The following is a 15,016-nucleotide window of genomic DNA, read 5'->3' as shown; positions in this document are numbered from 1 at the left end:
ATCGTGAGAATCGTTTGCATAGGGGGCGGCCCGTCCGGGCTTTATTTTGGACTCCTAATGAAATTGCAGGATCCGGACAATGAGGTGATCGTTATCGAGCGGAATCGTCCGTACGATACGTTTGGCTGGGGCGTGGTGTTTTCGGATGCGACGCTGGACAACCTTCGCGAAGCCGATCCGGTTTCGGCGAAGCAGATCGCGGACGAGTTCAGCCGGTGGGATGACATCGACATCCACTTCAAGGATCGCATGATCCGCAGCGGCGGGCACGGATTCATCGGAATCGGTCGCAAGAAACTGTTGAACATCCTGCAGGCGCGATGCGAGGAAGTTGGCGTGCGGTTGGTGTTCGAAACCGAAATCAAGGATGACCAGGCCATAGCCCGCGAGTACGACGCCGATCTCGTCATCGCATCGGACGGGATCAACAGCGCGACGCGCACGCGGTACGAGAACGTATTCCGTCCCGACATCGATCAGCGGAACTGCCGCTTCGTCTGGCTCGGGACGAACAAGATCTTCGATGCCTTCACGTTCATTTTCGTGCAGACGGAGTACGGCTGGTTTCAGGCGCATGCGTATCGCTTCGAGGACGGCCGCTCCACGTTCATCGTCGAGACGACGGACGAAGCGTGGCGTGCCGCCGGAATCGATGCCATGTCTCAAGAGGAAGGCGTCGCCTTTTGCGAGCGGGTGTTTGCCCCCTGGCTGGAAGGCGAGAAGCTTATTTCGAATGCCACGCATCTGCGCGGATCGGCAATCTGGATTCGCTTCCCGCGTGTGATTTGCGGAAAGTGGGTTCACTGGACGAAGCCCGAAGGCGAGACGGGGCGCGACGTGCCCGTCGTGTTGATGGGCGATGCCGCGCATACCGCCCACTTCTCGATCGGATCGGGCACGAAGCTCGCGCTCGAAGATGCCATCGAGCTGACCAACTCGCTGAAGGCGAGGGCGGGCGATCTTCGCGAAGGGCTGGCGCATTACGAAGAGGTTCGCAGCGTCGAGGTGCTGAAGATCCAGAACGCCGCCCGCAATTCGACGGAGTGGTTCGAGAACGTCGCGCGCTACTCGGCGCTAGAGCCCGAACAGTTCGCCTATTCGCTGCTGACCCGCTCGCAGCGTATCTCCCACGAAAACCTCCGATTGCGCGATTCGCAATGGCTGGCGGGCTACGAACGCTGGCTTGCGCAGCGTGCGGGCGTTGAGGAGGAAAGCAACGAGGCGATTCGCCCGCCGCTGCTCACGCCTTATACGGTGCGCGGCGTGACGTTGAAGAATCGCGTTGTCGTATCGCCCACGCTGCTGTATTCGAGCCGAGAAGGCGTGCCCAGCCCGTTCCATCTCGTTCATTTGGGGAGCCGGGCGGTAGGCGGCGCGGGATTGCTGCTGACTGAAGCAACGGCCGTGTCGGCCGACGGACGGATAACGCCGGCATGCCCCGGCTTGTGGAACGACGAACAGGCGCAGGCTTGGCGGCGCGTCACCGATTTCGTCCACGCAAACAGCGGCGCGCGCATCGGCGTGCAATTGAATCACGCGGGCCGTCGCGGTTCTACCCAGCTGGGTTGGGAGTGCCCCGATCATCCGCTCGTCGAGGGCAACTGGCCGCTCGTATCGGCAAGCCCGACGCCATACCTGCCGGGCGTATCGCAGGTTCCGCGGGAAGCGAGCCGTGAGGATCTCGCACGCATTCGGATGCAGTTCGCGGATGCGGCGCGGCGCGCAGCGGCGGCCGGCTTCGATTGGATCGAACTGCAGGCCGCGCATGGCTGCTTGCTGTCGAGCTTCATCTCCCCGTTGACTAACCGACGCGACGATGAATACGGTGGCTCGCTCGACGGCCGCTTGCGATTCCCGTTGGAGGTGTTGGCCGTCGTGCGCGAGGCATGGCCCGCGCATCTACCGATCTCGGTGCGCATTTCGAGCACGGACTGGGCGCAGGGGGGCACGACGGTCGACGAAGCGGTCGAAATCGCAAAGCGTCTGCATCTTGCCGGGGCCGACTTGATCGATGTCTCGTCCGGTGAAGTCACGCCCGACCAGAAACCCATCTACGGACGCATGTACCAGACGCCGATGGCGGACCGCATCCGCAACGAAGCGGGCGTGCCGACGATAGCGGTCGGCGCGATCACCGAGGCCGATCAGGTCAACGGGATCGTTGCATCGGGACGGGCCGACTTGTGCGCATTGTCGCGCCCGTATATGGCCAATCCGGCGTGGCTGCTGCACGAGTGCGCAAAGCAGGGCTGGAGCGATGTCGAATGGCCGCCCGCTTATCTGATGGCCAAGGACCAGATCGAGCGCGGCTTCGCGCGCAATCGGGCGTGACGGCGCGAATGCCGCCAGATTCGAACGATATACGGATACAGGAGATACCGCGATGACAACGACCGCATACGACCAGTATCGGGAGCATACGGCCGGACGCGCCGACGTCGAGGACACGCCCGAACTCGTTGCGTATTACGAGCAGTTGGCCGGCATGAAGACAGGCGCGCTGTGGACGGTCGCCAACAAGATCGAGCCGTGGCAGCCGAAATCGGCATCGGTGCCGGTGCTCTGGCGCTACCGCGACTTGCGAGCGCATGTGCTGCGTTCGGTGGAACTTGTGACACCGGAGAAGGCCGGGCGACGCGTCGTCTACCTCGACAACCCGGGCCGGCGCGACGTGTCGGCCGCCGTGGGCTGGCTCTACTCGGGCCTGCAAGTGATGTATCCCGGGGAAGCCGCTTCCGCGCATGCGCACTCGTCGTCGGCGCTGCGTTTCATCATGGAAGGCCGGGGCGCCTACACGATCGTAGACGGCCACAAGATGACGCTCGGCGCGAACGACTTCGTGCTGACGCCCAACGGTACATGGCATGAACACGGCGTCGAGCAGGACGGTCTGCCGTGCATCTGGCAGGACGGTCTCGACATTCCGCTCGTCAATGCGCTGGAGGCCGGATTCTATGCCGTGCATCCCGATCTGAATCAGGCTGTCGGCTACCCGGTCGACGATGCGGTCGCCCTCTGGGGCGCGCCGGCACTCCGCCCGCAGCAGCAGGGCTGGTCGAAGCCTTACTCGCCGCTCTTCAAGTATCAGTGGGCACCGACGTACGAGGCGCTGCAGCGCTATGCGAAGGCGAGCGAAGGCAGCCCGTTCGACGATGCGCTGATGCACTACACGAATCCGGTGTCGGGCGGACACGTCATGGCGACGATGGGCGCGAGCATGCAGTTGCTTCGGCCCGGCTTCGCCGGTAAGGCCCATCGCCACACCGGCAGTTTTCTCTATCAAGTCGCGAAAGGCAGTGGCTATTCGATCGTGGACGGTCAACGGTTCGATTGGCGCGAGCGCGACATCTTCTGCGTGCCGTCGTGGGCCTGGCACGAGCACGTCAACGGCAGCGCCAGCGAGGACGCCTGCTTGTTCTGCTTCAGCGATCTGCCCGTGATGGAGAAGCTTGGTCTCTATCGCGAGGAAGCGCTGGCCGAAAACGGCGGCCATCAATCGGTCGCGTGAGCGATCGGCATCGGACTTACCGCACCTACCGGACGTTCCTACTCAATATCTTCTGGATCTGGAAACCGCAACATGAAACTCGTTACTTACCGTGCCAATCCGACATCGGCCGCCCGTCTCGGGGCGATCGTCGACGACATGGTCGTCGATCTCGCATCGTTCGGCGCGCACGTCGGCCATGCGTTGCCGGAAAACATGCTCGACTTCATCGATCTCGGTCCGCACGCCGTCGCGGCGACGACAGCGCTGCTCGGCGAGCATGCGAGCAACTGGCCGCTCGGCACGGCCGTGCCGCTTCCCAACGTCAAGCTGCTTGCGCCGATTCCGCGCCCGCGCAAGAACATTTTCGGGATCGGCCTCAATTACGTCGAACACGTGGCTGAGTCGAGCCGCACGCTCGACACGTCGAAGGAGCTGCCGAAGCAGCCGGTGATTTTCAGCAAGCCGCCGACCACCGTGATCGGCCCTGGCGATGCGATCGAGCACAACGAGGCGATCACGAAGCAGCTCGATTGGGAGGTGGAGCTGGCGGTGATCGTGGGCACGCGCGCGAGGCGCGTCAGCGAAGCGGACGCGCTCCGTTACGTGTTCGGCTACAGCCTGCTGATCGACATGAGCGCGCGCGACTGCCGCCGAGCGGGTCAATGGATCTACTCGAAGGGGCAAGACACCTATGCGCCGTTCGGCCCCGTGATCGTCACCGCCGACGAGATCCCGGATCCGCATGCGCTCGATCTGAGCTTGAAGGTCAACGGCGTAACCAAACAGGATTCGAACACGCGCTACATGTTGTTCAAGGTGCCGGCACTGATCGCGGATATCAGTGCGGGCATCACGCTGGAGCCGGGCGACATCATCGCGACGGGCACGCCCGAGGGCGTAGGCGCGGGACGCAATCCGCAGGAATGGGTCTGGCCGGGCGACGTGATCGAAGCGCGGCTCGAGAAGATCGGCGAACTGCGACATCCCGTCGTTGCGGTAGGGCCCGTTGCTCGCGCGCGCAGCGAGTGACTCACATGCGTGCAACGCGTGCTGAAAAACGTGTAACGGAGGAGATAAACGATGCTTGAACTTCCCCGCTTCAAGGCCGCGGCGGTGCAAGCCGCGCCGGTGTTCCTGCAGACGGACGCGACTGTCGACAAGGTCTGCCGCCTCATCGAAGAGGCCGCCGAAAGCGGCGCCCAACTGGTGGCGTTTCCGGAGGTGTTCGTCGCCGGGTACCCGTATTGGAGTTGGATCATGAACCCGGTCGAAGGCAGTCCGTGGTTCGAGAGGCTGGTGCGCTCGGCGATCGAGCTGCCCGGGCCGGAAATCGCGAAGATCGCGCAGGCCGCCGCACGTCATCGGATCAACGTCGTCATCGGGGTGAACGAACGGAGCCGGCATGGCATCGGTACGATCTACAACACGATCGTAACGATCGCCGACGACGGCCGGATCCTCGGCCGCCATCGCAAGCTCGTGCCGACGTGGGCCGAGAAGTTGACGTGGGCACCGGGCGATGCATCGGCCCTGCGCGTCCATGAAACGAGTATCGGGCCGCTCGGCGCGCTCGCTTGCGGCGAGAACACCAATACGCTCGCGCGTTTCGCGTTGCTTGCGCAAGGCGAACTCGTTCATGTTGCGAGCTACATCTCGCTGCCCGTCGCGCCGCCCGACTACGACATGGCCGAAGCGATCAAGGTCCGCTCGGCGGCGCATAGCTTCGAAGGCAAGGTGTTCACGATCGTGTCGTGCTCGACGGTCTCGGAAGAGATCATCGAGGCGATGGCCGCATCGCACCCGCAAGCGCGGGAGACCTTGGCCCGCCGCAACAGTGCCTTTTCCGGCGTGCTCGGCCCCGACGGACGAGTGATCGGAAGCCCGCTGATCGACGAGGAGGGCATCGTCTACGCGGATATCGATCTCGGGCGTTGCATTCAGCCGCGCCAGATGCACGACATCACGGGCCATTACAACCGGTTCGACGTATTCGACCTGCGCGTCAATCGCCGCCCGCTTCAACCCGCCCGCTTCGACGATCCGATCGGAGCCGGCATATCCGAGGCTCCGCAGGAGCCGTCTTTCGAAACCCTTCAGGAGACGCAGTCGTGAGCGACGCACGCACCTATCGTATCGGTCAAATCGTTCCTTCTTCGAACACGACGATGGAAACCGAAATTCCCGCCATCCTGCGTGCGCGCGAGGCGTTGTCGCCGGAACGCTTCACGTTTCATTCGAGCCGCATGCGGATGAAGCATGTGACCAAGGAAGAGCTGGCCGCGATGGACGCCGACAGCGATCGCTGCGCGCTTGAACTGTCCGACGCGCGCGTCGACGTACTCGGCTATGCATGCCTCGTCGCCATCATGAGCATGGGGCGCGGATACCACTGTGTGTCGGAGGAACGCTTGCATGGCCGCACGCGAGAGAACGGCGCGCCTGCCCCGGTCGTGACGAGCGCAGGTGCGCTGGTTGACGGATTGCGTGCGATCGGTGCCAAGAGGGTGTCGATCCTTACGCCCTATATGAAGCCGTTGACGCAACTTGTCATCGACTATATCGAGCATGAGGGCATCGAAGTTGTCGACAGCATTTCGCTTGAAATCCCGGACAACCTGGAAGTCGGGCGTCAGGATTCGCGCGCACCGATCGAGATCACGAAGCGGCTGAACACCGCCGGTGTCGATGCGGTCGTGGCCTCCGCCTGTGTGCAAATGCCGTCGCTCGCGTCGATCCAGCCGATCGAAGATCGCATCGGATTGCCCGTTCTTTCCTCATCGGTTGCGACCACCTACATGATGCTTCGCCGCCTCGGCCTCGATACGCGAGTGCCCGGTTTCGGCGCGCTATTGTCGGGGCGATACTAACGATGTCGGACCACGCCGCCGAGCCGCCGCCGGACGAGACGGGAACGGTAGAATTCCCGCTGTGCCCGGAAGACGAAGGAGCGGTGGCGGGAATGACTAAAACGAAGGCGTTCGTCGACAACTACTTGCCGGCGCTGTTGGGGCAGGCGTGGCATTTGGTGTCGACGGAGTTTCATCAAATCGTCGAGCAGCACGGTCTCTCCGTGCTCGAGTGGCGCGTGCTGTCGACGCTGGCCAGCAACGGCCCGGTGACGATTTCGGCGCTCGCGCAAATGACCGTCAGCAAGCAGCCGACGGTGACCCGGCTGCTGGTGCGGCTCGAAGCGCAAGGATTCGTGGAGCGCGCGACGAGCGCGGACGATCGGCGCTACACGCAGGTGAAGGCGACGCGCAAGGGGCGAGGCCTCGTAACCGGATTGATCGCGCAGGCCGAGGAGCACGAGCGGGCGATCCTTGCGCCGTTCGATGCGCGCGAGATCGACAGCCTGAAAAATATCTTGAGAGCGCTGATCGAGCGGCATCGGCCGCCCGTTTGAGTGACTGTGTTGGAGCACTAGCAGTCGGTTCAGCGGTCGGTTTCGCTTAATCGAAATGCCGCCATCGAGACGTCGAGTGCGTTGCTTTGATCGAGGAGCGCCTCGGCCGCGGTCGCGGCCTGGCCGACCATCGCGGCGGTGTGCGCGACCGCGCCGCTGAGGTCGGAAATGTTTCGACTGACCTCGCTGATAGCGATACCTTGTTGATGGGTCGCGCCGGCAATGGATGCTACGACTTTTTCGAGCCCGATGATCGCTTCCGCAAGTTGCTCGATCGTCTTTTCGTTGGTCAAGACTTGACCGGCCCCAGCTTCGATTTGTGCAACAGTATCGTCCACTAACCCTCGAATGTCTCGCGCCGCAGTGGAACTTCGTTGTGAAAGCGCGCGCACTTCCGCGGCAACCACCGCGAAGCCACGGCCTTCTATCCCTGCTCGCGCGGCTTCGACGCTTGCGTTCAGCGCGAGAATGCTCGTCTGGAATGCGATGGATTCGATCATCGACGAGATCCCGGCAATGCGCGTTGCGCGCTCGGCGGTGGCGGACATCGTTCGCCCGGCTTGCTGTGCGGCGCTCACGCCTTGTGCTGCTAGTGCCGCTGCACTTTGCGTTTTGCCGTGGGCTTGCGTCGTGCCATCGATGATGCTTTGGACGGATCGATCGAGTTGCTCGATTGCAACGGCGGCCTGCTCGAGCGACGCCGATTGCTGCGTAGCGCGGTGAGACAGATTGACTGTCGCGGACGCGATCTCGCTTGCGGCGCTGCGAGTGGCCAAAGTACTGGCGCGCATATCCCGAACCGCACGCACAAAGCCCTTGCGCATCACGTCCAGGCTCTCGATGAGCGGCTTGCGGTTCGACCGTTCGCGGTCATTCGATATGCGGCGAGACAAGTCTCCACCCGACATCAGTCTAATCGTATCGATGGCATCAGCCCTAGCGCTATTTAGCGCCGGCATCATGTCGAGCGCGGAACGCAAAATCCGGCGGCGCCGAACTATTTCGCCGTTGCGCATCCTGTAGCGGATTCGCTTGCCTGACTTCCATTGCGCGAACGCTGTTTCGGCCACGGCGACCTGAGCCGGATCGGCGCGGGTGCGGACGCTGATATAGCCGGCGACGGTCCCATTGCGCAAGTCGGGCGTGACGATCGCCAACGCCCAGAACGCGCTCCCGTCTTTGCGCCGCAGCTTCTGCAAGCCGCTCCAGGTGCGTCCTCGAGCGAGCGTGGCCCATACGTCCGAGCCGACTTGGCTCGGCATGTCGGCGTGATACAGCATCTTCGTGGCCGCGCCGATGAGATCGGACGGAGCATAGCCCGTAGCAGGATACCAACGCCCGTTTACATAGGTAATGATCCCTTGTGCGTCGTTTCGAGTGACCAGATATTCGTCGGGATCTAGCTGATCGCTAGCCTCGCAGGGAACATTTTTCATGAAGGCGCCGCGAACGTAGGTGGAAAGCCATGCAAACGTGGGCAAGGAGACCTACGCGTCGCGATGACGCCATCCAATCGCGTGGCACGCAAGCTCGGACCCACGCCCAATATGGCGGAAGAACGGGGCGGCCGCGATCCGAAAAGTGCACTTGGGAATCGGAAACCGCAGGTTGTTCTGAGCGGCGGGCCTAGTGCTGCAGCTCGCGTTCGGCAATCAGCGTGTTAAACGAAATGCGGCCGCGCCGACGAAGAGGCCGTGACTGGTCGCCGCAGTTCAGCCGCACGCGTGCGAAGCCGATGACCGGCTCGTTCGATCGACGAGCCGATTCTTTTATGTTCTTCACGATCCGCCGCAAGCTTCAGCATCGACTGCTCGATCAGCGATTCCATATCGTGGCTTGACGGGCCGCCGCCGCTTCTTCGGCGCTCGACCGCGGCGCGCGGATCGAGTGCATCCGCAATCTCCTCACTGGTCAGTGACAACATTCGCCCCGTGGTTTCCAGTGCGGCACGCGCTACGAGTTCCGGCGGAATGTCCGCCACGCCGAGCCCCGTATCGATGGCCAACCTGACGACGCGTCCCGTAATGTGATGCGCTTCTTTGAACGACATCCCTTTTTCCCGCACGAGGAAATCGGCCAGGTCGGTCGCCGTCGAGAAATTCGCCCCTGCGAGCTCAGCCATTCTTTCCCGATTCGGCGTTGCCCGATTGATGACTTGGTCCACGACCGGGATCGTATCGACCAACTCGTCGGCGGCTTGCCAAAGCCAATGCAGGCTATCGGCGTTCGAGTCGAGCACGTGCGAGTAAGGTGCCGCGCGGAACGAAGCAAACCCCGTCACGAGCGCGCCCAGTATGTGAGACTGGCGGCCCTTGAGAAACTCGAGCACAGCTTGATTCTTCTTCTGCGGCATGATGCTCGATGTAATAGCCAGCGAATCCGGCAGCGTAAGTGTCGAAAATTCGAACGTCGACATCAGATAGAAGTCTTGGGCGAGGCGTCCGAAGGTGGTCGCGACGAACAACGCCGCACAAAGCAATTCAAGCAGCGGATCCTTGCTGGCCACCGCATCCAGCGCATGTGCGACCGGTGCGGAAAACCCCAGAAGCGCCGAGACGAATTGGCGGTCGATGGGAAAGGTGGTTCCGGCCATCGCGCCGGCGCCTAGCGGACATTGATTCAATCGGTGGAATGCGCCCAGCAGCCGATCGAAGTCGCGCTGCATGCCTTTTTCCACGCCGGCAAGATAAAAGCCGAAGGTGATCGGCTGGGCGTGCTGAAGATGCGTGTAGCCCGGCATCACGCAATCGGTGTATTGGCTCGCCCGATCGAGCAGAGACCGCCGCAACGACAGGTTTCCGGCGATGAGCGACAAGGCAAGGTTGCGTGCCCTCATGCGGTCCAAGGTGGACTGAAGGTCGTTCCGGCTACGCGCGGTGTGCAGGCGGCCGCCGACGTCTTGGCCGAGACGCCGAATGACCTGCGCTTCGTAGTTGAAATAGACGTCTTCGAACGATCCGTCCAATGTGAAGGCAGGCGGTCCTGTGTCGGCGAGTTCGTCGACGACGGCGAGCAGTCTGGATGCCGTATCGGACGTGAGGAGGCCGGTGTCGTGCAGCATCACCACGTGTGCCCGATTGATCTCCGTCAGCAATGGCAGCGACGGTTCGAACGACTGCGCGATCCACGGCAGAAATATCGCCTTTTGCGCCTCGCCGGAAAGCGCTTCGTGCAGGAAACCGCTGACTTTCGATTCCATAAGAAGGTGACTCCATCGGGTGAATGATGGGTATTGGGGCTGTTCACTGGGTATGAGGTCAAGCTACATTTATGACTCTACAAAGTCGGAAACCTCATGATGATCACGTTGAAGCAGATCGATGCTTTTCGAGCGGTGATGCTCGGGAACAGCATGACCGAGGCGGCAAAGATGCTGTTCGTGACGCAGTCCGCGGTGAGCAAGATCATGCGGGAGTTCGAGCAGGAGGTCGGCTTCGAACTTTTCTCGCGCAGGAAGGGAGGCCTGCTGCCGACCGCCGAGGCCAAAGCGCTTTGCGTGGAAGTCGAGCGAGTGTTCGTGGGCTTGGATCAGGTCGTGCGTACCGCCGAGCGCATTCGCCTTGGGCAGCAGGGCCGGCTCAGAATCGTGGCGATGTCGACGGTATCGTGTGGGTTCCTGCAATCCGTGATCGCCGAATTCCGGGAGCAGCATCCAAAGGTCAGCGTCTCGATCGAGACCTACAACTCTCACGAGGTTACCAACCTGGTTGCTTCCGGGCTATTCGATCTGGGCTTCGCAACGAGCCCCGTGGACACCGATCAGGTCGTCGCGGAATCGCTGTGGAAGGTACGATGCGTTTGCATTCTGCCGCCGCAACATCGCCTGGCGAGGCGGCGCACCGTTACGCCGGCGGATCTCAGGGATGAAAATTTCATCTCCCTCGGATCGGGCAACACCACCCGGCTCGCAATTGATAGCGCGTTCCGGTCGGAAAACATCCATCGCACGACGGAAATGGAAGCCGGTTGGTCCATTGCCGTGAGCGCGATGGTATCGAGCGGTCTGGGTGTGTCGGTCATCGATCCCTTCACCGCGCAGGTCGCCAAACAATGCGGGTGCGTAGTGAGGCCGTTCTCCCCGGCGATCGACTATTCGTTCGCGATCCTGCGACCACAGGCCGCGACGGCAAGCGCACTAGTCGACGATTTCATTCAGGCCGTGCGGCGGCGTCTTGCCCAGCTGAAGTTGGTCGATGCGGGCCGCTAAACGCATGAATCGCAGCGGGCGCTCATTCGAGATGTCCATAAGAGTTTCGTATCTCGCCAGAGCAATACAGTCTTGGCGGCGCGACTCGCCGATACGTACTGTTATAGGCGTGACGATCCTTGCGAGACGAACGCCGACATGTACAAAGCCATCAGAAAGAATCCTTCCGCGGCTCAGGCCGCCGACAAACTCGTGATGGCGCTGCGCGACATCCCTGTATCCGCGCTCAGCGACAGCATGCATCGAAACATCGGCACCGTAGGCCTCCAACCCTATCAGCGGCCGGGAAAATCGACGATGGCCGGCACGGCCGTCACGCTGCGCTCGCGCGGTGGCGACAACCTCACATTCCTGCGAGCGTTGGATGTTTGCCGCCCCGGCGATGTGCTCGTGATCGACGCTGGTGGCGACCTCAACAATGCGGTCGTCGGCGGCATCCTGACGTTCTATGCCGCTAGCGTTGGGTTGGCCGGGGTGATCGTCGACGGCGCGATTCGTGACGTAGCCGAAATTCGCAGCCGAGACTTTCCCGTTTATGCAAGCGGTGTCACGCATCGTGGCCCGTACAAGGACGGGCCCGGCGAAATCAACGTACCGGTATCGGTCGGCGGTATGGTGGTAAATCCCGGCGATATCGTCGTCGGCGATCAGGACGGGCTGCTTGCAATACCCCCGGCCGATGCGGAAGATGTCATCGAGAAGGCGCTGGTCGTGCTGACGAAAGAGGCTGAAACGATGCGCGCGATGCGAGAAGGGCGCTGGAGCCGTGCGTTTGTCGACGAACTCGAGGCGCGATGCAATAACTGAAAACAAGAAGCTGGCGCCCATTCCCAAAGAAATGCCGACGTCCACATCCGTGACGTCGGCATTTTTTCGCTTCTTTTCGTGAAAAGCCTTGACTCGCACCGCATCGTCGCTTCAGCGCGCAAGTCTCCTCGCGCGCCTATCGGTCAATCGAACGTCATCAACACTTTCATCGATTTGGAGCGATCGCCGGCCGTCTGAAACGCCTTCAGCGATTCCTGATATGGAAACACACCCGAGATCAGCGGCTTGACGTCGATGAGCCCTTTGTTCAGCAACTCGACAGCCACGGCGAACTCCTCGTGAAAGCGGAACGCGCCGCGCAAATCGAATTCCTTTGTCACGACCGCGTTGATCGGCAACGTAATGTCGCCGCCCAGTCCAACCTGGACCACGATGCCGCGCGGCCGCAGCACGTCGAACGCGCCACGCAGGGCCGCCGGGTTGCCGCTTGCTTCGAACAGCACGTCGAAGCTGCCTTTGTCGGCGGCATACGGCTTCAGCGCATCGGGCGTTTCGGCGACGTTGAAAGCGAGATCCGCGCCCACCTTCTTCGCGCTATCGAGCGGTAGCGCATTGACGTCGGTGGCGACAATCATGGCTGCGCCCGCGCGCCGAGCCGCTGCGACGATCAGCGCGCCGATCGGTCCGCAGCCCGTTACGAGCACGCGCTTGCCGAGCATGGGGCCGGCACGCCGTACCGCGTGCAGCGCCACCGATAGCGGCTCGGCCATGGCCGCTTCGGCGTCGCTCAACGAATCGGCGACGACGTGCGCCTGCGTACGGTCGATCACGATCTCTTGACGAAACGCGCCCTGCACGTGCGGCATGCGCATCGCGCTGCCGTAATAGCGCATGTCGAGGCAGTGATTCTGGAGACCCTGCTGGCAGTACCGACACTGTCCGCACGGGCGGCTCGGGCTGATCGCGATGCGCGTTCCCGTGGGCATGGCGGTGACCCCCGATCCCACGCGCGAGACGACACCCGAAACCTCATGGCCGAGCACCATCGGTTCACGAATGCGGACGGTGCCGAATCCACCGTGATTGAAGTAGTGGAGATCGGAGCCGCAGATGCCGCCGGCGCGAACCCGGATCAACAATTGGTCCGCTTCGGGTTCGGGCGTGGGAACGTCTTCGATGCGCAGATCCAGCGGCGCGTGAATAACAAGTGCATGCATGGTGATTGTCTCTAAAGAGGAAGGCGCAGGACGAGCGATCATTCAAACGATAGCGGCGATTCGGCCCGGGGACAAAGAGCGAAGTCGTATGGGCCGATAGTCATCGCTTATGTTTGGACGCTTGAGCGACACCGCGGTGAGACGGCGGCGGTCAGTCGAGCGCCTTGCTCATGCTTTCAATGACCTTTTTCGCATCGGAGAAAACCATCATCGTTTTATCCATGTAGAAGAGGTCGTTGTCGAGACCGGCATAACCCGACGCCATCGAGCGTTTGTTGACGATCACGGTGCGTGCCTTGTACGCCTCCAGAATCGGCATACCCGCGATCGGGGACTTCGGATCGTTCTTCGCAGCGGGATTGACCACGTCGTTCGCCCCGAGTACGAGCACGACGTCCGTCTGGCCGAACTCCGCGTTGATGTCTTCCATTTCGTAGACCTGGTCGTACGGTACTTCCGCTTCGGCGAGCAGCACGTTCATGTGGCCCGGCATGCGTCCGGCCACGGGGTGAATCGCGTAGCGGACATCGACACCTTTGCTCGTGAGCTTATCGGTCAACTCCTTCAGCGCATGCTGAGCCCGCGCGACGGCGAGACCGTAGCCCGGCACGATCACGACGGATTCGGCGTTGCCGAGCAGGAACGCGGCATCGTCTGCGGAGCCCGATTTGACGGGGCGCTGTTCGCGCTTCGCCGCGCCATCCGCCGAAGCCTCCGTGCCGAAGCCGCCTAGCAAAACGCCGAAGAATGAACGGTTCATCGCACGGCACATGATGTACGAAAGAATCGCGCCGGATGAGCCCACCAGCGAGCCCGCGATGATGAGCATCGAATTGTTGAGCGAAAACCCGATGCCGGCGGCGGCCCAACCCGAGTAAGAATTGAGCATCGAGACGACGACGGGCATGTCCGCGCCGCCGATCGGAATGATGATCAGCACACCCAGCACAAATGCAATCGCCGTGACGACCGCGAACGGGAGCCAAGCCTGCGTGACGACGAAGCCGACGCCGAAGGCTATCGCCGCGATCGCGAGCAGAAGGTTGATCGCGTGCTGCCCCGGATAAACGACAGGCGTGCCTTGGAATAGCCGGAACTCGTACTTGCCCGATAGCTTGCCGAACGCGATGACCGATCCCGAGAACGTGATCGCGCCGATGAACGAGCCGATGAACAGTTCGACGCGGTTGCCGTACGGCAGCGCACCGTCCGTCGAGGCAAGACCGAACGCGGATGGCTCGATGACCACGGCGTAGGCGATGCACACGGCGGCAAGACCGATCAGCGAGTGCATCGCCGCGATCAACTCGGGCATTTTCGTCATTTCGACACGAGCGGCGATCACAGCCCCGATCGCTCCGCCGACAATCAATGCCGCGGCCAGTACCGACAAACCGACGATCAGATCCGAGCCCAGTGCCGGTGCCTGTTTGGCAATGAGCGCTATGGTCGTCACGATTGCGAGCGCCATGCCGGCCATGCCGAAGGCATTTCCGAGCCGCGCGCTTTTCGGGTGTGACAGTCCTTTGAGCGCCTGGATGAAGCACACGGATGCAACGAGGTACAGCAGCGTAACGGCATTCATGCTCATCGCGAAGCTCCGTTGGCCTGGGTTGCAGCGGTCTTGCCGCTGCCCTTCTTCCTGAACATCTCCAGCATGCGGCGCGTGACGAGAAAGCCGCCGAACACATTGACGGCCGCCAGCGCGACAGCGACGGCGCCGAATGCCTTCCCCGCCGTGCCGACGGTTAGCCCCGTTGCAAGCATTGCGCCGACGATGACGATCGCAGAAATCGCGTTCGTGACTGCCATGAGCGGCGTGTGCAGCGCGGGCGTGACGTTCCAGACGACGTGGTACCCGACATAGACGGCAAGCACGAAGGTGATCAGATTGGTCGTGGTGTGAGCGATGAGTTCCATTGTGTTTTCCT

The 15,016-nt window shown here is 62.1% G+C and carries 14 protein-coding genes; 8 read left to right on the top strand and 6 right to left on the bottom strand.

Annotated features, from left to right (window positions below; all coding sequences use genetic code 11):
• Window positions 1-3 precede the first annotated feature (3 nt).
• The 6 genes from DWV00_RS00865 (at window position 4) to DWV00_RS00840 (ending at window position 6,893) form a co-directional block, all read left to right on the top strand.
• Window positions 4-2,331 (top strand): bifunctional salicylyl-CoA 5-hydroxylase/oxidoreductase, encoded by a 2,328-nt coding sequence (locus DWV00_RS00865; RefSeq protein WP_115531656.1) that lies wholly within the window; start codon window positions 4-6, stop codon window positions 2,329-2,331.
• Window positions 2,332-2,383: 52 nt separating this feature from the next.
• Window positions 2,384-3,508, top strand: a complete 1,125-nt coding sequence (locus DWV00_RS00860) for a cupin domain-containing protein (protein ID WP_115531655.1) — start codon at window positions 2,384-2,386, stop codon at window positions 3,506-3,508.
• A 72-nt stretch (window positions 3,509-3,580) separates the two neighbouring features.
• Window positions 3,581-4,519, top strand: coding sequence for a fumarylacetoacetate hydrolase family protein (locus tag DWV00_RS00855; RefSeq protein ID WP_115531654.1), 939 nt, complete (start codon window positions 3,581-3,583; stop codon window positions 4,517-4,519).
• 51 nt (window positions 4,520-4,570) lie between these two features.
• Window positions 4,571-5,602, top strand: a complete 1,032-nt coding sequence (locus DWV00_RS00850) for a carbon-nitrogen hydrolase family protein (RefSeq protein WP_115531653.1) — start codon at window positions 4,571-4,573, stop codon at window positions 5,600-5,602.
• A 53-nt stretch (window positions 5,603-5,655) separates the two neighbouring features.
• Window positions 5,656-6,357: a maleate cis-trans isomerase family protein gene (locus tag DWV00_RS00845; protein ID WP_181885346.1), complete on the top strand. Its 702-nt coding sequence runs from the start codon at window positions 5,656-5,658 to the stop codon at window positions 6,355-6,357.
• 92 nt (window positions 6,358-6,449) lie between these two features.
• Window positions 6,450-6,893, top strand: a complete 444-nt coding sequence (locus DWV00_RS00840) for a MarR family winged helix-turn-helix transcriptional regulator (protein ID WP_115532191.1) — start codon at window positions 6,450-6,452, stop codon at window positions 6,891-6,893.
• Window positions 6,894-6,922: 29 nt separating this feature from the next.
• On the opposite strand, the gene DWV00_RS00835 is transcribed toward DWV00_RS00840, so the two are convergent.
• The 3 genes from DWV00_RS00835 to DWV00_RS34850 all read right to left on the bottom strand — a co-directional run bounded on the left by DWV00_RS00835 (window position 6,923) and on the right by DWV00_RS34850 (window position 10,301).
• Entirely contained in the window at window positions 6,923-8,329 is a 1,407-nt protein-coding gene (locus DWV00_RS00835) for a methyl-accepting chemotaxis protein (RefSeq protein WP_147297807.1), read from the bottom strand.
• A gap of 224 nt (window positions 8,330-8,553) precedes the next feature.
• Window positions 8,554-10,092, bottom strand: a complete 1,539-nt coding sequence (gene argH, locus DWV00_RS00830; RefSeq protein ID WP_115531650.1) for an argininosuccinate lyase — start codon at window positions 10,090-10,092, stop codon at window positions 8,554-8,556.
• Window positions 10,093-10,169: 77 nt separating this feature from the next.
• Window positions 10,170-10,301: a hypothetical protein gene (locus tag DWV00_RS34850; protein ID WP_281272605.1), complete on the bottom strand. Its 132-nt coding sequence runs from the start codon at window positions 10,299-10,301 to the stop codon at window positions 10,170-10,172.
• Here DWV00_RS34850 and DWV00_RS00825 point away from each other — a divergent pair.
• Both DWV00_RS00825 and DWV00_RS00820 read left to right on the top strand, forming a co-directional pair.
• On the top strand, window positions 10,246-11,100 hold the full coding sequence (locus DWV00_RS00825; RefSeq protein WP_245964711.1) for a LysR substrate-binding domain-containing protein: 855 nt from the start codon (window positions 10,246-10,248) through the stop codon (window positions 11,098-11,100). The two genes, DWV00_RS34850 and DWV00_RS00825, sit on opposite strands and share 56 nt — an antisense overlap.
• Before the next feature lie 138 nt (window positions 11,101-11,238).
• Entirely contained in the window at window positions 11,239-11,907 is a 669-nt protein-coding gene (locus DWV00_RS00820; RefSeq protein WP_115531648.1) for an RraA family protein, read from the top strand.
• A gap of 143 nt (window positions 11,908-12,050) precedes the next feature.
• On the opposite strand, the gene DWV00_RS00815 is transcribed toward DWV00_RS00820, so the two are convergent.
• The 3 genes from DWV00_RS00815 to DWV00_RS00805 form a co-directional block, all read right to left on the bottom strand.
• Complete coding sequence (locus DWV00_RS00815) at window positions 12,051-13,085, bottom strand: L-idonate 5-dehydrogenase (RefSeq protein WP_115531647.1); 1,035 nt, start codon at window positions 13,083-13,085, stop codon at window positions 12,051-12,053.
• Window positions 13,086-13,236: 151 nt separating this feature from the next.
• Entirely contained in the window at window positions 13,237-14,676 is a 1,440-nt protein-coding gene (locus DWV00_RS00810) for an NAD(P)(+) transhydrogenase (Re/Si-specific) subunit beta (RefSeq protein ID WP_115531646.1), read from the bottom strand.
• Complete coding sequence (locus DWV00_RS00805; protein ID WP_115531645.1) at window positions 14,673-15,005, bottom strand: NAD(P) transhydrogenase subunit alpha part 2; 333 nt, start codon at window positions 15,003-15,005, stop codon at window positions 14,673-14,675. Before DWV00_RS00805 ends, DWV00_RS00810 begins: the two co-directional genes overlap by 4 nt.
• Between the last annotated feature and the right edge of the window lie 11 nt (window positions 15,006-15,016).

It is taken from the genome of Trinickia dinghuensis, from assembly GCF_003367175.1.
Classification (GTDB): Bacteria; Pseudomonadota; Gammaproteobacteria; order Burkholderiales; family Burkholderiaceae; genus Trinickia; species Trinickia dinghuensis.
This window is presented reverse-complemented; position numbering and strand designations above follow the sequence as displayed.